Source organism: Streptomyces sp. KL116D, from assembly GCF_030766975.1.
Classification (GTDB): domain Bacteria; phylum Actinomycetota; class Actinomycetes; order Streptomycetales; family Streptomycetaceae; genus Streptomyces; species Streptomyces longispororuber_A.
Window position 1 is genome coordinate 22,129 of record NZ_JASERH010000081.1, and the last position, 24,264, is coordinate 46,392.

The 24,264-nt window shown below is 72.7% G+C and carries 16 protein-coding genes and 1 pseudogene; 5 read left to right on the forward strand and 12 right to left on the reverse strand.

Translation table 11 applies throughout. From position 1 onward, the window contains the following. Window positions 1–3: 3 nt before the first annotated feature. The 11 genes from RBJ77_RS31085 to RBJ77_RS31135 all read right to left on the reverse strand — a co-directional run bounded on the left by RBJ77_RS31085 (window position 4) and on the right by RBJ77_RS31135 (window position 16,166). The gene (locus RBJ77_RS31085; protein ID WP_372348021.1) at window positions 4–1,941 is read right to left on the reverse strand and encodes an alginate lyase family protein; all 1,938 of its coding nucleotides are present in this window, start codon (window positions 1,939–1,941) and stop codon (window positions 4–6) included. Continuing rightward, window positions 1,938–4,115: a bi-domain-containing oxidoreductase gene (locus RBJ77_RS31090; RefSeq protein ID WP_372348022.1), complete on the reverse strand. Its 2,178-nt coding sequence runs from the start codon at window positions 4,113–4,115 to the stop codon at window positions 1,938–1,940. The genes RBJ77_RS31085 and RBJ77_RS31090 overlap by 4 nt, the downstream gene beginning before the upstream one ends. Before the next feature lie 32 nt (window positions 4,116–4,147). Continuing rightward, window positions 4,148–6,076 (reverse strand): asparagine synthase (glutamine-hydrolyzing), encoded by a 1,929-nt coding sequence (gene asnB, locus RBJ77_RS31095; protein ID WP_372348023.1) that lies wholly within the window; start codon window positions 6,074–6,076, stop codon window positions 4,148–4,150. 3 nt (window positions 6,077–6,079) lie between these two features. Continuing rightward, window positions 6,080–7,600 (reverse strand): Wzz/FepE/Etk N-terminal domain-containing protein, encoded by a 1,521-nt coding sequence (locus RBJ77_RS31100; RefSeq protein WP_372348024.1) that lies wholly within the window; start codon window positions 7,598–7,600, stop codon window positions 6,080–6,082. Further along, a complete protein-coding gene (locus RBJ77_RS31105; protein WP_372348025.1) occupies window positions 7,597–8,967 on the reverse strand; it encodes a Wzz/FepE/Etk N-terminal domain-containing protein in 1,371 nt (456 codons plus the stop codon). The genes RBJ77_RS31100 and RBJ77_RS31105 overlap by 4 nt, the downstream gene beginning before the upstream one ends. Then, complete coding sequence (locus RBJ77_RS31110) at window positions 8,964–10,169, reverse strand: glycosyltransferase family 4 protein (RefSeq protein WP_372348036.1); 1,206 nt, start codon at window positions 10,167–10,169, stop codon at window positions 8,964–8,966. The genes RBJ77_RS31105 and RBJ77_RS31110 overlap by 4 nt, the downstream gene beginning before the upstream one ends. A gap of 148 nt (window positions 10,170–10,317) precedes the next feature. Next, on the reverse strand, window positions 10,318–11,634 hold the full coding sequence (locus RBJ77_RS31115) for a nucleotide sugar dehydrogenase (RefSeq protein WP_372348026.1): 1,317 nt from the start codon (window positions 11,632–11,634) through the stop codon (window positions 10,318–10,320). A gap of 79 nt (window positions 11,635–11,713) precedes the next feature. Further along, window positions 11,714–13,192, reverse strand: a complete 1,479-nt coding sequence (locus RBJ77_RS31120; protein ID WP_372348027.1) for a sugar transferase — start codon at window positions 13,190–13,192, stop codon at window positions 11,714–11,716. A gap of 793 nt (window positions 13,193–13,985) precedes the next feature. After that, window positions 13,986–14,132, reverse strand: coding sequence for a hypothetical protein (locus tag RBJ77_RS31125; RefSeq protein ID WP_372348028.1), 147 nt, complete (start codon window positions 14,130–14,132; stop codon window positions 13,986–13,988). Between the two features lie 265 nt (window positions 14,133–14,397). Next, window positions 14,398–15,183 carry a class II aldolase/adducin family protein gene (locus RBJ77_RS31130; RefSeq protein ID WP_372348029.1) on the reverse strand — a complete coding sequence of 262 codons (786 nt, stop codon included), beginning with the start codon at window positions 15,181–15,183 and terminating at the stop codon, window positions 14,398–14,400. Then, entirely contained in the window at window positions 15,180–16,166 is a 987-nt protein-coding gene (locus RBJ77_RS31135; RefSeq protein ID WP_372348030.1) for a C-terminal binding protein, read from the reverse strand. Before RBJ77_RS31135 ends, RBJ77_RS31130 begins: the two co-directional genes overlap by 4 nt. Before the next feature lie 168 nt (window positions 16,167–16,334). On the opposite strand from RBJ77_RS31135, the gene RBJ77_RS31140 reads away from it, so the two are divergent. The 3 genes from RBJ77_RS31140 (at window position 16,335) to RBJ77_RS31150 (ending at window position 20,539) form a co-directional block, all read left to right on the forward strand. Continuing rightward, window positions 16,335–17,234 carry an Lrp/AsnC family transcriptional regulator gene (locus tag RBJ77_RS31140; protein WP_372348031.1) on the forward strand — a complete coding sequence of 300 codons (900 nt, stop codon included), beginning with the start codon at window positions 16,335–16,337 and terminating at the stop codon, window positions 17,232–17,234. A 172-nt stretch (window positions 17,235–17,406) separates the two neighbouring features. Further along, entirely contained in the window at window positions 17,407–19,062 is a 1,656-nt protein-coding gene (locus RBJ77_RS31145; RefSeq protein WP_372348032.1) for an amidohydrolase, read from the forward strand. Between the two features lie 127 nt (window positions 19,063–19,189). Beyond that, window positions 19,190–20,539, forward strand: coding sequence for an MFS transporter (locus RBJ77_RS31150; RefSeq protein WP_372348033.1), 1,350 nt, complete (start codon window positions 19,190–19,192; stop codon window positions 20,537–20,539). Window positions 20,540–20,627: 88 nt separating this feature from the next. Here the strand turns inward: RBJ77_RS31150 and RBJ77_RS31155 are convergent, their stop codons facing one another. Continuing rightward, entirely contained in the window at window positions 20,628–22,442 is a 1,815-nt protein-coding gene (locus RBJ77_RS31155) for an alkyl/aryl-sulfatase (protein WP_372348034.1), read from the reverse strand. Between the two features lie 151 nt (window positions 22,443–22,593). On the opposite strand from RBJ77_RS31155, the gene RBJ77_RS31160 reads away from it, so the two are divergent. Both RBJ77_RS31160 and RBJ77_RS31165 read left to right on the forward strand, forming a co-directional pair. After that, window positions 22,594–23,793: an AAA family ATPase gene (locus RBJ77_RS31160; protein WP_372348035.1), complete on the forward strand. Its 1,200-nt coding sequence runs from the start codon at window positions 22,594–22,596 to the stop codon at window positions 23,791–23,793. Between the two features lie 5 nt (window positions 23,794–23,798). After that, window positions 23,799–24,264: pseudogene (locus tag RBJ77_RS31165) on the forward strand (hypothetical protein); the annotation flags it as partial.

A 24,264-nucleotide genomic window follows, 5' to 3' on the forward strand; every position in this document is an offset into this window, starting at 1 on the left:
CCCCTAGCCGTCGAACCTGAGCACGGTGGTGAACCCCTGCCCGCCGTCGGCGACACCGGTGCCGATCAGCGTGGTGGCGGGTTCCTTGCGCCCGAAGCCTGCGGAGTACCAGCCGAGCGGCGGCTCCGTCTGCCCGCGGTGCGCCTGCCAGGACAGCCGCCCCGGCAGGTCGAGCACGGCGGAGCGGTCCTCGCCGTCCCGGGTCCAGCTGAGCACCGCGCGGTTCTCGGTGAGGTCGGCGGTGATCTCCGGGCCGAGGTGGAAGGCGAGACGTACGTCGCGGCGCGGGCCCCGCACCTCGTCCATCACCGTCAACTCGCCTGATTCCGCCGCCAGTTCCACGCTGCGCCGGTGCACGGAGCCCTGGTAGCCGTCGTGTTCGGCCTGCCAGCGGGCGGCGCCGGCCGTCAGGACGCGGCTGTCGGCGTGCCGGGTCCACAGGAACGGGCCGCCGGACACGGACTGGTCGGTGCGGTCCAGCTCCAGCGTGTTGTGGCCGATGGTCGACCGGAAGTACTGCCGCCACTCGGGCTGCCCGTGGTAGCAGTACGTCCCCGGGTCGGCGAGCACGTCGACGCCGTCGTGCCGGACCTCCACGGACAGGGCGTCCGCGTGGGCGTGCGCGGCGATGGACAGGAAGCCGTGCGGGCCCGCGTCGCAGCGGCACCAGATCCCTCCGGGCCCGCGCAGCACGGTGAGCCCGGCGTCGGCGAAGTGGGCGGGGCGGGCCGCGGGGCGCGTCGGCTTCCTGGCGCCGGGCACGCCGGGGCGGATCAGCGCGGCGAGCAGCGGGGTGCGCACATCGGTGCCGGTCACCTCCGGCCACCAGGCGAGCCGGCCGAACACGGCGTCCCCGGTGGCGAGCAGCGAGCCCCACCGGTCGGTGCCCGCACCGTCCACGACCAGACCGTGCCCGTCGTCGGCGTCGCCCTGGCGCGGCGGCCGTAACCGGCTGTCGACGACGGCCGCGAGCGCGTCGGTCATCCGCAGCAGCACGAGCCGGGTCGTCGCGGGAACGGGCACGTGCGCGGCGTCCGCCTCGGCCACGGCGGCCAGGCCCAGCTCCAGGACGAGGCCGTGGTACTCGCTGGCCAGTTCGCGGTTGAGCCCGGACAGGAAGGTGTTGGCGCGCAGCTGCCGGTCCAGCGAGCGCAGTGCCCGGTCCCGCCAGCGCTCCGACGACGGGAACCAGCCGAACGCGCAGGCCGCCGCGAACTGCCCGGCGGTCTCGGCGATGACGTGGTTGTTGGCCGACGACCCCCGGCTGGGGAACGCGGCCAGCCACCGCTGGTGGTGCCAGATCTGGTTCTGCGCCACCGGGTTGCCCTCGAACAGCTCGGCCGCGCCCGGCCAGCCGTCGAGCAGCCGGCGCACCCACACCCAGGACAGCAGGCGGATGCCCAGCTCGATGCCGCTGATCCAGTGCACGCCGCGCAGCGGCGGGTTGGCCGCCCACCACGACCGCAGGTGCTCGGCGACGCGCTCCGCGTACCGCTCGTTCCCGGTGATCGCGTAGGCGGCGGCCAGCACGGTCAGGTACTGGTGGCGGGACAGCTCCCAGATCTGCTTGATGTCGCCGACCGCGTCCTCGTCGCGGTACGGCAGGCCGAAGGCGTAGCCGAACGGTGCCCGGCGGCCGGTCTTCGGGTCGTACCACCAGTCCGGGTCGGTCAGGTCGTCGCGGACCACCCCGAAGTACTCGACGTGCCCGTACATCAGCCGGTCCGCCTCGGCGACGAGGCGCTTCGCGGCGTCCGGCGCGATCGCGGCGATCGTCCCGGGCGGCAGCGCCGCGGTGAACCGGGCGCCGGTCACCGGCGGGCAGGTCGGCCGCGCCGTGCGCCACCGCCGCCTGCGCGCCACGTCGACGGCCCGGCCGCCGGCCTCCCGCGGCCCCATCCGGGACAGGCGCCGCAGGTACCAGCCCACGCTCATGCTCATCGCGACTTCTCCAACGCCACCGGCGCACCCGCGGCCAGCGCCGACTGCACGGCGAGGGTCGCCGCGGTGGTGGCGGCCAGCGAGTCGAGCGACACCGGCATCGGGCCGCCGCTGCGCACCGCCTTGATGAACGAGGCCAGTTCGGCGTTCTGGCCCTTGTCCCTGGCCTTCGGCAGCCGGGAGCTGACCCATCGCTTGCGGGCGTGGACGGAGGCCCGCACGAAGTCGTCGAGCCGCAGCACCTTGCCGTCCGCGATGAGGTCGAGCGTCTCCTTCGGGAAGCCCGCGGCGCCGGTGGTGACGTAGCTGATGGTGGCGGTGGATCCGTCGGGGTAGCGCAGGACGATCTGGAGGTCGTCGTTGCCGGGGGTGGCGACGGCGTACACCGAGACCGGGTCGGCGTCGAGCAGCCAGCTCGCCGTGTCGATGAAGTGGCCGCCCTCACCGGCGAACCGGCTTCCCTCGGTGCCCTGTTGGAGGTACCAGCTGCCGTGCTGCAACCGGCCCGCGTTGACCAGGTAGCGCAGGCTCGCCGGGCCGCTGCGGGCGCCGAACCGCTGCTTGGCCTCCTGGAGCAGCGGGGCGAACCGGCGGTTGAAGCCCACCTGCAGCCGGTCGTTGCCGGACTCCTCCACCGCGGCCAGGACGCCGGCGAGCTCCTCCTCGGACAGGGCCAGCGGCTTCTCCACGAACACGGCCTTTCCGGCGAGGAGCGCCCGCCGGGTCAGTTCGGCGTGCGAGCTGTGCCGGGTCACGACGAACACCGCGTCGACGGTCTTGTCGTCGAGCACGGCGTCGAGGTCGGTGGTCGCCTCGGCGAAGCCGAACTTCCGCTGCGCGTTGGCCGCGGACAGGGCCGTCGTGGTGACGACCGTCTGGAGGGCGACGCCCTCGCGCTGCGCCAGGTGCGGCAGCAGCATCGACGCCGCGTAGTTCCCGGCGCCGACGAACGCGAGCCGGACCGGGGAGGTGCCGGAGCGGGCCGGGGCGGCGGGTGCGGTGCGGGGCGCCGCGGGCACGGTGATCTCCGGGGCCCGGGTCTCCGTCTCCTGCTCGGGGTACCGGAACAGGACGGCCACGGCCTTGAGTTCGCCGTCCTTCAGGCTCCGGTACGTCTCGACGGCGTCGTCGAAGTCGGCGACGTGGGAGACCAGGGGCTCCACGTCGACGTCGCCGCGCGCGACGAGGTCGAGGAAGCACGCCAGGTTGCGGCGCTCGGTCCAGCGCACGTAACCGATCGGGTAGTCGCGGCCCTCCAGCTCGTACTCCGGGTCGTAGCGCCCGGGGCCGTAGCTGCGCGAGAAGCGGACGTCGAGCTCCTTCTCGTAGTACGCGTTCCACGGCAGGTCCAACCGGCACTTGCCGATGTCGACGACCCGGCCGCGGTCCCGGCAGAGCCGGGCGGCCAGCTCGACGGGCTGGTTGCTGCCGCCGCCGGCCGCCAGGTACACCTGGTCCACGCCGTGCCCGCCGGTGAGTTCGGCGACGGCGGACTCCACGGCCGGCGACCCGGGGTCGCCGCAGGCCGCTGCGCCCAGGCGCTCGGCGAGTTCGCAGCGCGCCGGGTCGGGGTCGGCCCCGACGACGCGGACGCCCGAGGCGACGAGGAGCTGGACGACCAGCTGTCCGATCAGGCCGAGGCCGATGACCAGCGCCACTTCGCCGAGCCTGGACTCGCCCTGGCGGACGCCCTGCATGGCGATCGAGCCGACGGTGCCGAACGCGGCGTGCCGGGGCGCGAGGCCGTCCGGCACCGGCGTGTAGAGGTTCCTCGGCACCCAGTTCAGCTCGGCGTGCAGCGCGTGCTCGTTGCCCGCGCAGGCCACGAGGTCGCCGACCTTGACGTCGTCGATCCCGGCGCCGACCTGCTCGACCACGCCGCACAGCGAGTAGCCGAGCGGTGTGTAGGAGTCGAGCTTGCCCATCACCTTGCGGTAGGTGGCGGGCACCCCGTTGGTGGCCACGCTCTGCATGACCTTGGCGACCTGGTCGGGGCGCGAGCGGGCCTTGCCCACCATCGACATGCCCGCCTCGGACACCTTCATGAGCTCGGTCCCGGTCGAAATCAGCGAATAGGCGGTGCGCACCAGCACGCCGCCCGGCTTGCAGGCCGGCGCCGGCACGTCGAGCACCGCGAGCTCGCCGCTCTTGTAGTTCTGGACAACCTGTTTCACCCGAGCTCCTCTTGATTCCACTCTCAACGCCGTCAGGCCGCTTGGCTCTGGCCGGAGCCAGAGGTCGCGCCGCGATACCAGTACTCGAGGGTCAGCACGTGCCACAGATGCTTGGAGAAGTCCCGCTGCCCGGCGGCGTCCTCGGCGACCATCCGGGCCAGCGCGTCCCGGCGCAGCAGACCGGAGTTGACCAGCTCGCCGTCGTTCACCACCTCGCGGACCAGCGGTGCCAGATCCCGGCTCATCCAGGCCCGCAGCGGGGCGCTGAACAGGCCCTTGGGCCGGTAGACGATCTCCCGGGGCAGGATCGAGGTGGCCGCCTCCTTGAGGACCGCCTTGCCCTGCCGTCCGACGATCTTGCGGTCGCCGGGGAACGCGAACGCCGCCCTGACCACCTCGACGTCCACGTACGGCACCCGCACCTCGGTCGACGCGGCCATGCTGGAGCGGTCCGTGTACGCGAGGTTGAGGCCCGGCAGGAACATCCGGGCGTCGCCCAGGCACATGCGGTTGACGAAGTCGTCGAGGTCGTTGTCCGCGTAGACGTCCGCGTGCTCGGTCAGCACGTCGTCGACCGTCCCGGCCAGGTCCGGATCGACGAGGGCGAGCAGTTCCTCCTGGTCGTACATGGTGTAGCTGCGCCGGAACGCGGTCTCCTCCGGCAGGTCCGCGAAGGACAGGAACCGCTTGGCGAAGCGCACCGACCGGTAGCCCCGGCGGGCCGTGGCGACCGGCAGCCGGTCCACGGCCGCGGACACGCCGCGCCGCAGGGGGCGTGGCACGCGCTGGTAGCGCACGGCGAGGAGGTTGGCCAGGTGCTTGCGGTACCCGGCGAACAGCTCGTCGGCGCCCATCCCGGAGAGCATCACCTTGACCCCGGCCTCCCGGGCGGCCGAGCAGATCAGGTACGTGTTGATCGCGGCGGGGTCGCCGATCGGCTCGTCCAGGTGGTACGTCATCTGCGGCAGCAGGTCGAGCACGTCGGGGGCGATCTCGATCTCGTGCAGGTCGACGCCGAACTGCCGGGCCACCTGCCGGGCGTAGCGCAGGTCGTCGGGCATCGCCTCGAACCTGGCGTCCTCGGCGCGGAACCCGATCGTGTAGGCCGAGATGCCGGGTCGGTGGCGGGCGGCCAGCGCGGTCAGATAGCTGGAGTCGAGTCCGCCGGAGAGGAAGGTCGCGACGGGGACGTCGGAGAGCAGGTGCTGCTTCGTCGACTCCTCGACGATGGCGGCGAGGTCGGGGCGCTCCCCGGCCAGGGCCCGCTCGCGGCCCTCGGCGGCGACGTCCTTCAGGTTCCAGAACCGGCCGCGCTGCACGCTGCCGTCGGGCCGGCACCTGAGCCAGCTGCCCGGCGGCAGCTTCTCCGCCTCGCGGAACGCGCAGCGCGAGTCGGGCACCCAGTAGTAGAGGAGCGAGGCCACCAGCGCCGCGTGGTCCACTTCGAGGGATCCGCCGGTGGCGGCGGCGAGCGCCTTCAGCTCGGAGGCGAACACCAGGCCCGTGCCGCGCCGCAGCAGGAACAGCGGCTTGATGCCCAACTGGTCGCGGGCCAGAACCAGTTCGCCGGTGCGCTCGTCGAAGACGCCGAACGCGAACATGCCGCGCAGCCGGGGCAGGCAGTCGGTGCCCCAGCGCCGCCAGGCCTCCAGCAGCACCTCGGTGTCGGAGGTGCCGCGGAACCGGACGCCGGCGGCCGTCAGCTCGGCGCGCAGTTCGGGCGCGTTGTACAGCTCTCCGTTGTAGGTGAGGGACAGACCGTCCGAGACCATGGGCTGGGCGCCGGTCCCCGACAGGTCGATGATGGCCAGCCGGCGGTGCCCCAGGTGCACTTCGCCGTCGCCGACGGGATGGCTGTACCGGCCCGACCCGTCGGGGCCGCGGTGGGCGAGGGTGTCGGTGAGCCGGTCGGTCACGACCTTCCCGTCGGGCCAGCGGTACGTGCCTGCGATGCCACACATGTGCTAGCGGCCCTCCTGGTCGTTGTCGGCGCCGCGTGCGGCCCACGCCGGCAGCCGCTCGGTCCGCTGCTGGCCCGTCCCGTTCTGCCGGGCCGGCCGCTCGCTGCGGCCGCGGAGCGCGGTCTGCAGTCCGTCCCACAGCGTGCCGTCGGTCCTGTCCCGCGGGTCGGGGTCGATCAGCACCACTCCGATCACCGGAATGTGCTGGTCCGCGAGCTGGCGCGCCACGGTGTGCAGCCAGGCGGCGCTGCCGTGCCCGGCCCGGACCACGAGCACGGTCTGAGTGCCCAGGTACTGGAGGTCGGTCCACGCCGTGCCGGGTGCCACCGAGCCGACGCCGAGCCGGCGTTCCTGGTGCGGCACGGTCGCGGCGCGCTCGCCGCCGACCACGGTGACGTTCCCCGACTTCGGGGCGCGGCCGGCGAGTTGCGGTCCGGGCAGCCCGTCGACGACGGTCACGGGTCCCTCGGTCGCCAGTGCCCCGGCGAGGTCGAGGGCGATCACGCTCGCGCCGCGCGCGCAGCCCAGTTCGAGGAGGGACACGTCGTCGGTGGAGCCGCGCACGGTGCGGGCGAGGTGGGCGGTGAGCCGTTCGCGGGTCGCCCGGGTCCTGCGGCGCCGCCACGGCCTGCCCGAGTGGTGCGGCAGTTCCGCGATGACCGAGGCGCCGAGGTTCGCGGCGATGTCCCGGCGCAGGACGGGACGGTCGGCCACCACGACGCCGACCGCGGCCAGCGCGAGGCCGAGGACGAGCCCGAGGACGAGCCCGATCCCGGCGTCGGTGGCGGCGGTCTTGGGCAGGGAGTGCCGCACCGCGCGCGGGGCGTCCACGATCTGGGTGCCGGCGACGACCTTGGGCGTGCCGGTGCGGGCCTCCGCGGCGCGCTGGTCGAAGTCGGCGATGCGCGAGTTGAGTTCGGCGCGGCGGGCGAAGAGCGTCTCGATGCTCGCCGACTCGTTCGGGTCGGTGTCCGGTGACCGGCTGCCGATCTCCTTGTTCACCTCGGCGAGTTCGGTGCGCATCCGGTCCCGCTGGTCGAGCAGGGCCTTGGCCTCGGCGTTCGCCGCGCTGCGCATGCGCCGGACGTGGTCGGCGATGAACACGTCGGCCAGCGCCTCGGCCCGGGCCACGGCGTCCGCGTCGCTGTCACCGACGACGTCGATCTGCAGCAGGTTGTTGGTCAGGCCTGTGCCCCGGTAGTCCCGCAGGAAGTCCTCGGGGTTCTCCGACGAGCCGAGGGTCCGCAGCGCCTGGCCGGCGATCCGGGTGGTGCCCAGGACCTCGACGTCGGTGCGGATCAGCGTGCCGGTGTCGTTCGGCTGGTCCTCGGCGTGCGCGACCAGCACCTTCACCGTCGCGCTCGGCGGTGGCGGCTTCAGGACCGCGAGGGCCGCGCCGGCCAGCAGTCCCAGGAGCGCCAGGGCGCACCAGAGGCGGCGGCGCCTGCGGACCGCCACCACGAGGGCGTGCAGATCGAGGAGGGGGGTGGAGGCGGACGACTCGGATGTCTTGCTCGTCGTCACACTGAACCTCCTGTCGCGTGACCGCGAACCGCGAGTGCTGGGGTGGCCTGGTCCGGCGGCCTGCCGGTGGAGCGGTCGTGGCGGGCCTGGACCCGGTCCGCGACGACGGTGCCGACGACGTCGTGTCTGCCGTCCGCGCACGCCTCGGCGATGTCCGCGAGTTCCTCGGCGGTCCTGCTGCCGGCGCTGAGGACGATCAGGGCGCCGGACTCGGGGCCGCGGTCCGGCACCGTCGGCCGGTCCACGGAGACCTCCACCAGCCGCAGCGCCATATCGCCCTGGGCTTCGGTGACGAGCTGTTCGGCGGCCCGGCGGGCGATGTCGTCGCCGTCCGGGACGACGACCAGCAGCCGCCGGGGTCCCGGCAGTTGGTCCCGCAGGTGGGTGCAGACCCGCCGGTAGCGGATCCGCCGTCCCGCCTCGTCGCCCGAGGGCTGCGGGGCCGGGGTGTCCCAGCGGGTGTCGACGCCGAGGAACGCGCGGATCCGGGCCCGTGCGCCCCGGGCCTCCGGCCGGCTCGGGTGCCGTTCGGCGGGGACGTCGACGGTGCCGAGGAGCGGCCCGCCGAGGACCGCGGCGATCTCGGGTCCGGTGCGCGGGCGACGGTTGGACCGGGCGCCGACGAGATGGCCGATCACCGCGGCCAGCAGGAACAACAGGGCGCCGCCGACGACGAGTTGGGTCCTCGTCGGCGGTGCCTCGCTGGTCGGCCGGGCGGCCGGGCCCATGACGACCATGCCGGCCTTGTCGTTCGCCGGGTCGGCCTGGTCGAGCTTGGTCATGGCCTCCTCCAGCGAGGTGCGCAGCTTCTCGAGGGCGGTGCGGGCCTGGACGCTCTCCACGCTCTGCCCGGGGTCGGCCGCGTTCGCCAGGTCGGTGATGCGCCGGTTGGTCTCCACGACCTTCTTGCGCAGCGCCTCGGTGCCGGTGGCGGCGTCGGCGTCGGTGGAGCCGCCGGAGATCTGTGCGGCGAAGCTGACGAACTGCTTGGCCAGCCGGTCGGCGAGCTGCTGGGCGCGCTTCGGGGTCTCGGCCGTGCCGGTGAGCTTGATGATGTTCCCGTCGGCGGCCTTGGCGGCCACGCTGTCGCGCAGGTCGCTGCCGGTGACGCCCTTCCAGTCGAGGGAGTCGGCCACCCGGTCGACGACCGACGAACTGGTCGCGACGTCCACCTCGGTCAGCAGTTCCCGCTCTTCCCACTGGCCCGGCAGCAGGATCGATGCCGTCGCCGTGTACTTGGGCGGGAACACCAGCACCGAGGCGCCGAGGCCGACCAGCGCGCCCGCCACGGCGACGACGGTCAGCAGCCGCCACCGCCGTCGGAGAATCCGCCCGATCGAGACCAGGCGTATCGTGTCCTCGCTCACCTGCCCGGCCTCTTCCCTGTGCGCGCCGGGTCGCCCGCCGGGCCGCGGCCACGGCAGGCGGCGGCGTAGGCGGCGAGCAGCGACGCCTGGGAGTTCTCCCAGGCCAGCTCTCCGGTGATCCGCTCCTGACCGGTCTTGCCCATCCGGATCCGCTTCTCGGGGTCGTCGAGGAGTTCCTCGATCAGCCCGGCGAACTCGTCCTCGTCGTTGGCGCGCGCGTAGACGGCGGCGTCGCCGGCGGAGACGCGCGCCTCGCGGAGGTCGAACGAGACGATCGGCCGGCCCATGGCCATGTACTCCAGGACCTTGTTCATGGTCGACACGTCGTTGAGCGGATTGCGCGGGTCGGGCGAGAGGCAGACGTCCGCGGTGGACAGGTAGCGCACCAGGTCGGCGTCCGGGATGCGGCCGGTGAACTGCACCTGGTCGGACAGTCCGAGTTCTTGGGACAGCTCGACCATGGCGTCGAAGGCGTCGCCGGAGCCGACGAACACGGCGTGCCAGTCGGTCCGTCCGTAGGAGTCGCGCAGTTTCGCGAGCGCCCGCAGCGCGTAGTCGACGCCGTCCTGCGGGCCCATGACGCCCAGGTAGCACAGCAGATGGGGCTTGCCGCGCTTCAACTCCGGTTCGGCGGGCACCGGTTGGAACCGCTCGACGGCGGGTGCGCTGCGCACCACGAAGACGTCTTCGGGGCGTTGTCCGCCCCGGCGTATGGCGACGTCCCGGTAGCTCTCGTTCGTGGCGAGCACGATGTCCGCGGCGCGGTAGGTGCGCCGTTCGAGTGCGCACACGGCGCGGTAGAGCAGGTCCTTGCCGCGGTCGAACCGGGACAGGTACAGCTCGGGGACCAGGTCGTGCTGGTCGAAGACGAACCGAGCGCCGCGCCGCCGCGACCACCGCGCCGCCAGGAGCAGCAGGTCGGGCGGGTTGCAGGCGTGGACCACGTGGACGGGGCCCACCTTGCGGGCGAGGCGGGCGGTGTGCCAGAGCGCCGAGCCGTACTCGCGCAGGTAGCCGGCCGGTCCGCCGGTGGCCGCGCGCAGCGGGTAGCGGTGGATCCGCACCCCGTCGATCACCGCTTCGGGTTCCGTGTCCCGCTTCTCTCCGCGGGGGCAGATGACGTGCACCGTCCAGCCCGCGTCGCGCAGGGTCGTGCACTCCTGCCAGACCCGCCGGTCGAACGGCACGGACAGGTTCTCCACCAGGATGAGCGCGCGCCGGCCGTGACCGTCGTCGCCGCGCGCCGCGGTGCTGTTGGCCGCGGCGCGGAGTTCTCCCGTGCCACGCGCTTCGGTGCCGTTCGCTTCGGTGCCGTGTGCGTCGGTGCCGTTCGCTTCGGTGCTGCGTGCTTTACCAGACAAGGCCCATGTACCCCGGTTCGGTCCGGCGCGTCTCGGCGTCGGGAAGGCGGATGAGATCGACGATCACCGGGTCGTCACCGTGGGGCAGCGCGGCGAGCACGGCCGGGTCCTTGGTGCCGACCAGGCACACCTCGGCGTGCTCCAGCACCTCGTCGACGGAGTCCGCGAGCAGCTGCGCGAGGTGCGGCAGCCGGGTCTCGATGTACTCGCGGTTCGCGCCGATCAGCCGGGAGAGGCTCACGTTGGCGTCGTAGATCCGCAGGTCGTATCCCTTGCCGAAGAGCCGCTCGGCCAGCTCGACGAGCGGGCTCTCGCGGAGGTCGTCGGTACCGGGCTTGAAGGACAGGCCGAACAGGCCCACCCGCCGCTTCCCGGTGCGCTCGACCAGCTCCACCGCGCGTTGCAGATGGGCGGAGTTCGAGGGCAGCACGTGGGAGAGGATGGGCACGGCGACGTCGGCGCGCTGCGCGGCGTGCACCAGGCTGCGCAGGTCCTTGGGCAGGCAGGAGCCGCCGAAGGCGAACCCGGGCCGCAGGTACGCGGGGCTGACGTTCAGTTTGCGGTCGGCGAGGAACACGTCCATGACCTGGTGCGGGTCGACGCCGAGCGCCTGGCAGACCGCGCCCAGCTCGTTCGCGAAGCCGATCTTGAGGCCGTGGAACGCGTTGTCCGCGTACTTGATCGCCTCGGCCGTCTGGACGGGCACCCGGAACACCTCGCCGGGCAGGCCCTCGTACAGGGCGGCCACGGCGTCGCCACTGCCCGGGTCGAGTTCGCCGATGACGGTCTTGGGCGGGTCGAAGAAGTCCCGGACACTGGTGCCCTCGCGCAGGAACTCCGGGTTGACCGCGACGCCGAGGTCGACGCCGGCGGTGCCGCCGACGGTCTTCTCCAGGATCGGCAGCAGCAGGTTCAGGCAGGTGCCCGGGAGCATGGTGCTGCGGAACACGACGGTGTGCCGTCCGCCGCGCTCGGCGAGCGCCGTCCCGATCTGTTCGGTGACCCGCTCCAAGTAGGTGGTGCACAGGCTGCCGTTGGCCTCCGAGGGCGTGCCGACGCAGATCAGCGACACCTCGCTGCCCAGGATCGCCTCCCGGACGTCGGTTGTGGCGCGTAAGGCGCCGGTCCGTACGACGTCGGCGGTGAGTTCCCCGATCCGTTCCTCGACCACCGGCGCCTTGCCGTCGTTGACCAGGTCGACCTTCACCTGGTTGACGTCCACGCCGATGACTTCGTGGCCCATGCTGGCCAGGCACGCGGCCGACACGCAGCCCACGTAGCCGAGTCCGAACACGCTGACTCTCATGACTCGTTCCTCCCCCTGTGCAGGCCCTGGTGGCCTGCGGTCCGCGCGCCGGTCGACCGGCGCCCCCCGTCCCCGCGCATCAGTACGCCCCCTGCCCGTGCAGCACCGCGCGCAGCGTCTTCCACAAGATCACCGCGTCCAGGGCGAGCGACCAGTCCTCCACGTACCGCAGGTCGAGCCGGACCGCTTCCTCCCACGGCAGGTCGCTGCGTCCGCTGATCTGCCACAGGCCGGTGAGTCCCGGCTTGACGAGGAGCCGCCGCCGGATGTCCGGGCCGTACGCCGCCGACTCCTCCGGCAGCGGAGGGCGCGGGCCGACGAGTGACATCGATCCGGTGAGTACGTTGAGGAGCTGCGGGAGCTCGTCGAGCGAGTAACGGCGCAGTACCGATCCGACCCGGGTCACCCGCGGGTCGCGGCGGAGCTTGAACAACAGGCCCGCGCCCTCGTTGAGTTCGGCGAGCTCGGCCCGTGCTCCGTGCGCGCCGGTGACCATGGTGCGGAACTTGAAGATGGTGAACTCGCGGCCGTCCTTGCCGACCCGGCGCTGGCGGTAGAGCGCGCCGCCCCGGCTGTCCATCAGCACGAGCATTCCGACGAGCATCATCAGCGGCGCGAGCAGCACCAGCAGGAACGCCGCGCCCAGCCGGTCGACGACTCCCTTGATCGCCCGGCGGCCGCCGGTGAAGGTCGGCATGCTGACCCGCAGCAGCGGGATCCCGAGCACCGCGTCGACGTGCAGCCGCGGTCCGGCCACTTCCATCAGCACGGGGGCCACGACCATCTCGGCGTCGCTGCCCTCCAGGTTCCAGGCCAGCCGCTGCAGCCGGTCCGGGGACCAGTGCGGGGCCGGGGTGACGGCGACGACGCGGTAGCCGTCGCGGTGCACGTGGTTGGCGGCGTCGGTGAGCGGGCCGACGACCGGGACGCCGTCCAGGTGGTCGCCGTCGAGGCCGAGCCCGTCCGGGGTGCACACCGCTTCCACGCGCCAGCCGAGGTGCGGGAACTTGCGGGTGCGGACGATCAGGTCGCGCACGGTGGCCGGGCTGCCGGCGGCGAGCACCGGTCTCAGGCATCGCCCTTCCTTGCGCTGCTTGTGCAGCCAGAGGCGGAGCAGATACCGCTCGGTCATCGTGACGAGCGCGATCGCGGGGATCGCGACGAAGATCCAGAGCTTGATGTTGCGCGAGGTCAGGGCGATCCCGCCGAGCGCGAGCACGACGGTCGCCGTGAACAGCGAGCGGCCGAGCCGGCGGAACTCCTCGGCGCCCTGGCCGAGGACGGCCGGGGCCCAGGCCCTGCTCACCGCGAGCGCCGCCAGCACCAGGAGTTCGGTGCCGAAGGCGAGAATGCCCCACTTCTCGTGCCAGTTGGCCGCGTCCCTGACCCCGAAGAAGTTGCCGATCGAGGCCACGACCATGGCCGTGGCCACGGTGTCGCTGGTGATCACGGTACGCCGGTACCGCTGCTCCCAGTCCTTCGCGGGCTGACTGATGACCCCGTTCGTCAGACGCCCGCGCGCCGACGGAAAAGGGCCGACTAATCCCCCCTGCCGCACAGAACCCCCCCGGTCCCCAGTGGTACAACGTGGTCGCCCAACACAGTGCCTCCCCCCGGGAGACCCCCGTCTCCCGCACGCTTCCTCCCCCGGGAGGCCCCCGCCCCCCGCGCGCCGCGCTGCTCTCCCCGGCGAGAGACCCCCGTCTCCCGCACGTCACATCCCGGCTACCGCTGCCCTGCTCGTGCGACTCGCCCTGGTCCGGGCGGAGCCGCACGTCCTGCCGGGCGTCCGAGGTGCTCCGGTACCCCTGGTGACTCGAATGCTCCCCGCACCCGAAGTCCCCCTGGACGTACCAGAGTTGGTCCCCCTTACGCCTGGCGCCGCAGACACTCCTGCTGCATATCTGTGGCTCCGGACTTATAGATCATCATTTGTCACTTCGTGTCCCAGCATGCGAAGCACGGTCAATCTAGACCATCGGAACCCGCCTGGAGAGAGGGATGTGTGTAATTTGTGCTCAAGATTTGAAGCCGGTTCCGCGAACGGGTGGCGCCAGCGGGTGCCATGACGGCCATGGCATGCCGTGTGACCTGTGATGACGCGGATTTTCCGGGTCTTCAACGCACCCGTGGAGCCGCAGCGTCCATCACATTCGCCTCAAGTCCCTTGACTGAAGCGGATGTTGATTCCGGGCAACAAAACGGAACGGCTTCGCACATGGCCGGATCCGCTCGCCGCGCCGGTCCGTTCGGGGGCGCGGCGGACGTGGCCGGAAAGTGGAGGCGGAGTTCGGCCACCCGAACGCCGTGCGCGACGGCGTCCGGTGGGCGGCGGGGCCTCGGCGCACGTCTCACGGGTGGCCGAACAGCCCCGCGGGGCGGCAGTCGCGCAGGTCGGACGGGGCGTCGACGACCGGGGTGAGCGACCGCCGCGCGCCGCCCTCACCGGAAAGGGGCGAGCGGGTGTCCGCGGCTCGCTCCTCACACGCGGTCGGCAAGTACCGAAGTCGCCTCGGGCACTGAGGTCGCCGTGGTCGTCCGCTTCCCGGGCGGCGCCACGGGGTGGGTGAGGGCGCCCGGGAGAGCGTGCCGGTGGAGGACACGACTGGCGCCCGCTGCCGCACGCAGCGATGCGGACACGGGCGGCAGCCGCACCCATGCGCAACACACGTGCGGCGCAAGGGAGTTCCGGACAGATGTGCCGCGCGCCCGGCCCGCCCCGGACACGCCCCGGGGCGGGCTCCATCCTGCGCGGACCGGGGTTCAGTCCTTGTAGTCGGGCGCGGTGCGCTCGACGAGCCGCAGCAGGGCGGCCCAGGCGAGGTCGTACGCGTCGTGGTCCTCGAAGTCGGACGACGCCTCGCCGGTGAGCTGCCGCGCGGTGTACTCGGCGACCGGCGCCGACGGCAGGACCAGCGGGGTGCCGCCCGCCTGGGCGGTCACCTGGATCTCGCAGGCCTTCTCCAGGTAGTACATGCGCAGGAACGCCTGCTTGGCGCTGTCGCCGACGGTGAGCAGACCGTGGTTGCGCAGGATCAGCGCGGGGTGTCCGCCGAGGTCGGCGACGAGGCGCTCCTGCTCGTCGAGGTTGAGGGCGACGCCCTCGTAGTCGTGGTAGCCGACGCGGTCGTGGAACTCCATCGACATCTGGTTGACCGGCAGCAGGCCGCCCTGCTGGGCGGCGACGGCGCAGCCCGCCCTGGTGTGGGTGTGCAGCACGCAGTGGGCGTCGTGGCGGGCCTTGTGGATCGCGCTGTGGATCACGAAGCCGGCCGGGTTGACCGGGTGCCGGGTCGGCTCGACGGGGTTGCCGGCCAGGTCGATCTTGACCAGGTTCGAGGCGGTGATCTCCTCGAAGAGGAGACCGTAGGGGTTGATGAGGAAGTGGTTGTCGGGCCCGGGCAGCCGCTGCGAGATGTGCGTGAAGATCAGGTCGGTCATCCGGAAGTGCGCGACCAGCCGGTAGACGGCGGCCAGTTCGCGGCGCAGGCGCAGTTCCTCCGCGGCCTGGTCCGTCGGTGCGTCGGGGGTGGTGAGGATGTCGGTCACGCGAGGGCTCCTTCGGGGGCGGCCGTGGTGTCGGGGACGACGACCGGGGTGTGCGGGCGGCCGGTGGTCCACCAGGCGATGACGTTGCGCGCGGGTTCGGTGACGTAGGCGCGCAGCGAGGCGTCGGTGAGGAAGGCGCTGTGCGGGGAGAGCAGCAGGCGCGGGTGGCTGCGCAGCCGGTCGTCGGCGGCGGGCGGCTCCACGGGGAAGACGTCCAGGGCGGCGCCCGCGAGCTGTCCGGCGTCGAGCGCGGCGAGCAGGGCGCCGGGGTTCACGAGGTCGCCGCGGGAGACGTTGACGAGGAGGCTGCCGGGGCGCATCCGGGCCAGCAGCGGTCCGTCGACCATGCCCCGGGTCAGCGGGGTCGAGGGGACGTGCAGGGAGAGCGCGTCGGCGGTGGAGACGAGGGTGTCGAGGTCGACCCGTTCGACGCCGTCGGGCCAGTCGGCGGCGTGCGGGTCGTGGGCGACGACGCGGCCGAGGACGGGGGCGGCGAGCCGGGCGAGGGTGCGGGCGATGCGGCCCATGCCCAGCAGGCCGAGGGTCAACTCGCTCGCACGGCGCGGCACTTCGGTGAAGTCGGTGTTCCAGCCGCCACCGCGGACCACGGCGTCGGCCTGCGGCAGCCGCCGGGCGAGCGCGAGCAGCTGGGCGAGGGCGTGCACGGCGACGTCCTCGGTGGCCGAGTGCGGCAGGTTCGACACCCACAGGCCGCGGCGGGCCGCCTCGGCGGTGTCGATCATGTCGTACCCCGCGGACATGGTGGCCAGCATCCGCACCCGGGGCAGCCGGTCGAGCAGTGCGGCGTCGATCCGCGCGTAGCCGACGATCAGCGCGTCGGCGTCGTGCGCGGCGGCGGCGATCGCCTCCGGGTCACGGCTCCCGACGACCCGGACCTCGAAGCCCGCTTCGGACAGCAGCCGCACCGCGGGCTCGGGGTCGAGCTCCTCCGTGTCGGTGATGACGGCAACGGGTGCACTCACGCGCCACACTCCAGTAATGATTCGATCGTTGGGCAGGAGTGAAACTTACGTTTCCTTCGCGTCATCTGTCCAGGGCCGCCGAGACGGCTGCACTGCTGGCACGTAAGAATGAGCCCGGAGACCGGCCGGACCCGCGGCCGCGCCCTGGACGACGGAGGAGACCGGCACGTGGATCTCGACGAGACCGACCTGGCGATCGTGCGGAGCCTGCAGACCGACGGCCGGCTGACCTACGAGACGCTGGCGCAGCAGGTGGGTCTGTCCCGGCCGGCCACCCGGATGCGGGTGCAGCGACTGCAGGAGACGGGCGCGGTGCGGGTGGTGGCCATCGTGCACCCGGCGGTGCGCGGGCTGACCGCGTCGGCGCACCTCGCGATCGACACGGACGGCGCCTCGGCCCCGGTCGCGCGGGAGATCGCCACGCTGCCGCAGGCCCCGTTCGTGACGCTGACCAGCGGGCGGCGCTCGATCATGGCGGAGCTGCGCACGGCCGACGCGACCGAGCTGGAGCGGACCATCGAGCACATCCGGGCCCTCAAGGGCGTGCGGCGAGTGGATCCGCTGATCGCGACCCGGCACGTGAAGGACCCCTACCTGCTGGGCGGCGAGCCGGCCGTCACCCTCCAGGACGCCACGGACGACCGGATCCTCGCCGAGCTGGAGGAGGACGGCCGGCTGCCGTTCGCCGAACTGGCCGCGCGCGTGGGCCTGTCGGCCGGCGCCACCCGCTCGCGCACCCTGCGCCTGCTGGAGGGCGGGGTGGCGAAGGTCGTCGCCCTGGTGCGCCCCGACGTCCTGGGCATGGGCTATCTGTGCGGTTTCAGCCTGCGGGTCGACGGCGCGGCGGCGCCGGTGGCCGAGCGGGTCGCCCGGTTCGACCGTGTGACGTTCCTGTCGACCTGCCTGGGCCGCGCGGAGCTGGTCGGCACGATCACCGCCGAGTCGTTCGCCGCGGTGCGCACGACGCTGGAGGAGATGCGCGAACTGACGGCGGTGCGCGAGGTGGAGAGCTGGCTGCACCTGGAGCTGGTCAAGGAGCGGTACGACCTCGGCCCCAGAACGGCCTGACAGGACGACAGGGGATCCGACAGTCGATCCGGAATCAAAAGAGCGATTCAACTTTACAAAACTTCTTAACCATCCCCACTGGTCAATCAGTCGTTCGCTCTCTATGGTTCAGCAAGCCGAATCGTCTGTCGGCACTTCCCCCTGAACGTCTTTGGTCGAAAGCAGGCCTGCCATGCCCCGACACCCCGAGTCCCCCGAGCGCACCCTGCTCGTCACCGGCGCCGCCGTCGCCGCCGCGGGCACCCCGGTCCGCGCCGAGGCGCTGGCCGTGCGCGGCGACCGCGTCGTGCACGTGGGCACCGCCCAGGACGCCCGCGCCGCGCTCGGCGGCCGCGCCGACGAGGAACTCGCCCTGGACGGCGGCCTGGTCCACCCCGGTTTCGTCGACGCCCACTGCCACCCCGTGATGTACGGGCAGGCGCTCGCCTGGGTCGATCTGCGGCCCGAGCGCGTCGGCGACATCGACACCCTGGTCGCGGTGCTCCGCGAGGCCGCCCGCGACCTGCCCGCCGGCGTCCCGGTGCGCGGCTTCGGCTACGAGCACCGCCGTCTGGCCGAGGGCCGCCACCCCAGCTGCCACGACCTGGACCGCGTCGCCGACGACCGCGAGGTCTACGTCATGAACGCCTCCGGGCACGGCGGCGTCGTCAACTCCCACACCCTGCGCACCTGCCGCATCACCGCGGGCACCCCGTCCCCCGAGGGCGGCAGCATCGGGCACTTCGCGAACGGCGAGCCCGACGGACAGCTGTGGGACGCGGCCTGCGACCTGCTCACCGGCCCGGCCGGCGTGAAGATCGGCAACCACGGCCCGAACTTCCACCTCTCCGAGCCCGACGCGATCATGAACGACCACCTGCTGCGCGCCCAGGAGGTGTTCCTCGCCGCCGGTGTCACCACGATCGGCGACGCCCAGGTCTCGCGCCGCGAGATGGAGACCTACCTGCGCGCCCGCACCGACGGCTCGCTGCGCATGCGCGTGAGCGCCTACCTCACCTCGGCGCTGCTCGACACCGCCCTCGAACTCGGCGCGGTGCGCGGCTTCGGCGACGACCTCTTCCGCATCCAGGGCGTGAAGTTCTACGCCGACGGCACGCTCGGCGGCTGGACCGCCTACTTCCCGGAGGGCTACGCCGCCGACTGCTGCCACCACGGGCAGCTGTACCACTCGGTCGAGGAGTACGCGGACATCGTGCGCCGCGCCCACGCCGCCGGTCTGCAGACCGCGACCCACGCCCAGTCGCCGTACGCCATCGGCATGGTGCTCGACGCGATCGAGAAGGCACAGGCCGACCGGCCGCGCGACGACATGCGGCACCGCATCGAGCACTGCGGGCTGCCCACCGACGAGCAGATCGGGCGGATGGGCAGCCTCGGCGTCGTCCCCGTCATGCAGCCGCAGCACCACCTGCGCACCGGCGACGGCACGCTGACCGCCGTCGGCGACCTCGGCCACCGCTACAACCCGGCGGGCCTGTGCCCGGCCGCCGGCGTCCCGGTCGTCTTCTCCTCGGACGCCCCGGTCGCCCCGCCCGCCCCGCTGGAGGCCGTGGCCGCCGCCGCGACCCGCCGCACCGTGCTCGGCACCGTCCTCGGCGACGAGGCGCTGCGCCTGCCCGTCGAGGCCGGTCTGCACGCGCACACCGGTGCCGCCGCGCGCGCCCTGCACCGCGAGCACGCGGTCGGCGCCCTCGCGCCCGGCATGCTCGCGGACTTCACCGTCCTGGACGCCGATCCCCTGACGGTGTCCGCCGACGAACTCACCGGCATCCGCGTGCGCGAGACCTGGGTCGGCGGCAGCCGCGCCTGGGCCGCACCGGGCCGCTGACCCACTCCCCCGGCGGCCGGACGATCCCGTCCGTGGCCCGGCCGCCGGGCCCGGCTCCGCGCCGACGCCACTCCCCACGCCCGAGCAGTTCCCGTCCCCGACCGCACTCCTTCCGCCGGAGGCCCCCGTGCCGGACCGCACCACCACCCGCTCGCCGCAGAGCCCGTTCAGAACGGCCTTCGCCGCTCTGTCCGGAACCTCCATCGAGTGGTACGACTTCTATGCCTTCGCCACCGCGGCGGCGATCGTCTTCAACGACGTCTTCTTCCCCGCCGACATGCCGACGGCCCTGAAGACGATCTCCTCCTTCGCCACCTTCGCGGTCGGCTTCCTGCTGCGCCCGCTCGGCGGCATCGTCTTCGGTCACATCGGTGACCGGGTCGGCCGCAAGAAGACCCTCGTCATCACCCTGCTGATGATGGGCGTCGCGTCGTTCGCGATCGGTCTGCTGCCCACCTACGACCAGGTCGGCGTGCTCTCCCCGATCCTGCTCATCGTGCTCCGCCTCGTCCAGGGCATCGCGATCGGCGGCGAGTGGGGCGGCGCGGTGCTCATCGCCGTCGAGAACGCGCCGGAGGGCAAGGCGACGTTCTTCGGCTCGTTCGCCCAACTCGGCTCGTCCGTGGGCGCGTTGCTCTCCACCGGCATGTTCAGCCTGATGAACCTCTTCGGCGACGCGGCGTTCGACTCGTGGGGCTGGCGCGTGCCGTTCCTGGCCTCCGCCATCCTCGTCGTCATCGGTCTGGTCGTGCGCACCAAGCTGGAGGACTCCCCGGTGATGGACGAGGTCCACACCCGGCAGGAGAAGGGCGGGGTCGGCAAGCTGCCCGTGGCGGAGGTGCTGCGCAAGGACTGGAAGACGGTCCTGGTGGGCGTCTTCTCCCTGGCCACGGCCACCGGCGGCTACTACGTGGTGACCAGCTACCTCCTCTCGTACGGCACCGAGGACCAGCACCTGTCCGAGTCGATGCTGCTCAACGGGCTCTCGCTCGCGGCGTTCCTGGAGCTCGTCGTCACCCCGTTCCTGTCGCTGCTCGGCGACAAGGTGGGCGCGCACCGCGTCGTGGTCGGCGGGCTCGCGGGCGTGGTGCTGCTCTCGATACCGCAGTTCATGGTCCTGGGCACGGGCAGCGTCGTCGGGATCTACCTGATGATGCTGGCCATGCGGTTCGTGATGTCCGCGCTGTACGGGCCGATGGCGGCGATCCTCGCCGACGGGTTCGACCCGCACGTGCGCTACACCGGCATCTCGCTGTCGTACCAGGTCTGCAACCTGGTCTTCGCGGGCTTCGCCCCGGTCACCGCCGTGTGGCTGTCCGCGCTGGCCGGTGGCGCGTACTGGCCGCCGGCCGTCGCGCTGATGGTGGTCTCCGCGGTCGGCATCTGGTGCACGCTGCGGCTGCGCGCCTACAGCGCACGCCGCGTCGCCGCCCAGGCTCCGGCCGCCCCGGCCCGGCCGGTGACCGCGCACGCATGACCGCTCCGGCCCGCGAAGACCGGGCCCCGCAACCGCGTGGAGGCGCTGCGGGGCCGGCCGCAGGACGCGAAGGTCGGGCCGTCGGGATTCAGGGCGTCACGATCGGGAAGTTCGGGTCGGGTTCGTCGAGCGTGCCCAGGAGCAGCGCCAGGACGGCGGCGTCGCCCTCCTGCCCGATGCCGTCGAGGCCGTGGCCGGCGAGCAGTCCGATCAGCTGCGCCTTGGTGAGCGTCAGGGTCAGGTCGGCGCTGGTGTCCCGGGGGTCCGCGTAGTGGATGAGCGCCCCGTTGGAGAGCTCCATGCGGTACGTCTCGCCCAGGTCGATCACGTTCCACAGGATGGTCAGGCGCACGCCCCAGGCGCGCGGCCCGTTGACGCGGATGGCGAGCGAGTCGAAGGCCTGGGTGACGGAGAGCGCGGAGGCCAGGCTCGCGGCGAGCGCGATCGCGGTCTTCGGCACGCCGTCGCGCAGTTCGTGGGCGCCTTCGAGGAAGAAGTTGCGCCAGGTCGAGCACTCGGCGCCGTACCCGAGCCGGGTCAGGACGTCGGCGAGGAGTTCCCTGGCGCCCGCGTGGTCCGGCGCGCCGAAGACGACGTGCGAGGCCAGTTCGGCGGCGAACCGCAGATCGCCCTCGTCGGCGAAGGTGCGGGCGGTCTCGACGGCCCGGTCGGCGCCGCCGAGCGCCCGCACGTACCGCTCGCCCTGGGCCTGCGGCGGGTGCTGCCACAGATGGGCCGGGTTGCCGTCGAACCAGCCCATGTACCGCTGGTAGACGGCCTTCACGCCGTGCGACACGGAGCCGTAGTAGCCGCGGACGTGCCAGGCCTTCGCCAGCTCGGGCGGCAGCTGGATCTCCTCGGCGATCTCGATGCCGGTCAGCCCGGTGTTCATCATGCGCAGCGTCTGGTCGTGCAGGTAGCCGTACATGTCGCGCTGCTCGGAGAGGAAGCGGACGATGCGGTCGGTGCCCCAGGTCGGCCAGTGGTGCGAGGCGTAGACGACGTCGGCCTCGTGCCCGTACAGCTCGATGGCCTCGTTGAGGTAGCGGGACCACATCCGGGCGTCGCGGATCTGGGCGCCGCGCAGGGTGAGCAGGTTGTGGAGGGTGTGGCAGGAGTTCTCGGCCATGCACAGGGCGCGCCGCTCGGGGAGGTAGAAGTTCATCTCCGCGGGGGCCTCGGTGCCCGGTGTCATCTGGAAGACGAAGCGGACGCCGTCCAGGACTTCTTCCTGGCCGGTCTTCGTGATGGTCAGGTTGGGCGGGATCAGCCCGACGGCGCCGGTCGACGTGGCCATGCCCAGGCCCATGTTGACCTGCCCCGTGGGGCCGAACGGCGTGCCGGCCGCGCCGAAGTACATGCCGCGCCGGATCATCGCCGTGCCCGCGTACACGTTCTCGGAGACGGCGTGCTCCATGAAGTGCTCGGGGGCCACCACGGGGACGTCCGAGTCCGGGCTGATCACACCGCGCACGCCGCCGAAGTGGTCGACGTGCGGATGGGTGTAGACCACGGCGGTGACCGGCCGGTCGCCCCGGTGGGCGCGGTACAGGCCGAGCGCCGCCGCGGCGACCTCCGCGGAGACCAGCGGGTCGACGACGATCACGCCGCGCTCGCCCTCGATCAGCGACATGTTGGACAGGTCGAGTCCGCGCACCTGGTAGAGGCCGTCGGTCACCTCGTACAGGCCCTGGCGGGCGCAGAGCGCGGCCTGCCGCCACAGGCTCGGGTGCACGGTGTCGGCGGGCTCGGACTGCTCCATGAGGTAGGCGTAGGCGTCGCTGTTCCAGACGATGGCCCCGTCCGCGTTCCTGACGACCCCTGGTTCCAGCGCGGCGACGAATCCCCGGTCGGCGTCCTGCGCGTCGGTGCCGTCGTCCACGGGAAGGTCGGTCGTGGTCATGGGGTCCTCCTGCGTCCGGGTGACTGCGCCTCAGCCTGGTCCCGGCCTGTCTGAGGAGCCATCGGGCTGGGGCCGTACGGGTGAATCCCGGACGACCGCCCGCGCTATGTTGTCCGGGGTGCCCGTACGGGCGCGGGGGCGGGAGTTGTGCATGGACGGGCCGGAGGCACAGGACACGGCGGGGCGGCTGCGGGCCGTCTGCGACGAGCTCGCGGACCGGTTCTACGAGCGGGCCGACGTGGTGCGGACACTGGTGGTGACGCTGCTGGCGGGGCAGCACTCGCTGCTCCTCGGACCACCGGGGACGGCCAAGTCCGAGCTGGCCCGGGAGCTCACGGGCCGGGTGGTGGGCGCCTCGTACTGGGAGATCCTGCTGTCGAAGTTCACCGCGCCGACCCGGATGTTCGGGCCGATCGACGTCGCCGCGCTGGCCAGGGGCGAGTACCGGCAGGTCTACGACGGCCGGGCGACGACGGCGCACATCGCGTTCGTCGACGAGATCTTCAAGTGCTCGACGGCGGCGCTGAACGAGACGCTCGGCTATCTCAACGAGCGGATCTACCACCCGGAGAACGGCGGCGAACCGGTGCGCTGCCCGCTGATCGGGGCCATCACGGCGAGCAACGAACTGCCCGGCGGGGAGGACACCGCCGCGATCTACGACCGGCTCCTGGTCCGGATCGAGGTCGGCTATCTGGAGGACCCCACGAACTTCGCGGCCCTGGTCCGCTCCGCCGTCAACCGGCCGGCCGCACCGGCCCGGACCACGGTCGGCCTGGCAGCGCTGCAGCACGCCGTCGCCGAGGACGTCCCGGCCGTGGCCGTGCCCGACGCGATCGTGGACGCGGTGTGCGCCCTGCGGGCGGCCCTGCGCCGCAAGGAGCTCGTCGCCTCCGACCGGCGCTGGCGGCAGGCCGTGCGGCTGCTCCAGGCGTCCGCGTACCTGGACGGCCGGGCGGCGGTCGGCGAGCGGGACCTCCCGGTCCTGACGCATGTGCTGTGGGACTCCCCCGCCGACCGGCCCACCGTGGAGCGCGAGGTGCTGCACCTGGTCAATCCCGATGCCAAGGAAGCACTCGAACTGGGCGACACCATCGAGGAGTTGGCGGCCCATCTGGACGCGATGGCGGGACAGTCCCGGGAGGCGCTGAGCGACTGGGTGATCAGGAAGGCGCACCACCAGTTGGCCATGGCGGGCAAGCGGCTCGAGCAGCTTCACGCGGAGGCGGTGGACGCCGGGCGGTCCACCGCCACCATCGACCGGGTCACCGGGCGGCAGCGCGCCGTGCGCGCCCGGGTGCTCACCGAGGCCCTGGGCGTGGACGCGTCGACGGTACAGGCGCAGCTCTGAACGCCGTGGACCCGCCCGGCGACCCGGCGGGCGCGGCCGCGACCTGGCTGGTGCGGGCTGCCGGGACCGGGCGGCACACGACGGCCGTGGTCGCGGACCACGTCGACCGTCTCACCTGGCGCGACACCTACGAGCAGGCGGCCGGACTGCGCGAGCTCGCCGAGGAGTTGAGCGCCCGCCACGCCCACGCCGCCGACCTCCTCGCGGACGCGTTCCTGGCCGCGTACCTGGCCGTTCCCCGGCTGCGCGCACCGGCGGAGATGGACCCGTCCCGGCTGCCCCACCACGAGGCCGTCACCGCGCTCGCACAGTCGCCGGAGTTCACCGCGCTGCGCCGTGGGACGGCCGGTGACCCGTATGCCGCCGCGCTGGCCGTACTCGCCCAGAGCGCCGCGCTGCGCCGGATCCTGGAGCGCGCCGAGGAGGCCGGGGCGCGGGCCGAGCGGGCCGGGGCGACGCGGCGGGACGCCG

Excerpts from the sequence above, each read along its gene's own strand:
- RBJ77_RS31160 (WP_372348035.1), top strand. The coding sequence starts at position 22,594 with ATGGACGGGCCGGAGGCACAGGACACGGCGGGGCGGCTGCGGGCCGTC.
- RBJ77_RS31155 (WP_372348034.1), bottom strand. The coding sequence starts at position 22,442 with ATGACCACGACCGACCTTCCCGTGGACGACGGCACCGACGCGCAGGAC.
- asnB (WP_372348023.1), bottom strand. The coding sequence starts at position 6,076 with ATGTGTGGCATCGCAGGCACGTACCGCTGGCCCGACGGGAAGGTCGTG.
- RBJ77_RS31115 (WP_372348026.1), bottom strand. The coding sequence starts at position 11,634 with ATGAGAGTCAGCGTGTTCGGACTCGGCTACGTGGGCTGCGTGTCGGCC.
- RBJ77_RS31145 (WP_372348032.1), top strand. The coding sequence starts at position 17,407 with ATGCCCCGACACCCCGAGTCCCCCGAGCGCACCCTGCTCGTCACCGGC.
- RBJ77_RS31085 (WP_372348021.1), bottom strand. The coding sequence starts at position 1,941 with ATGAGCATGAGCGTGGGCTGGTACCTGCGGCGCCTGTCCCGGATGGGG.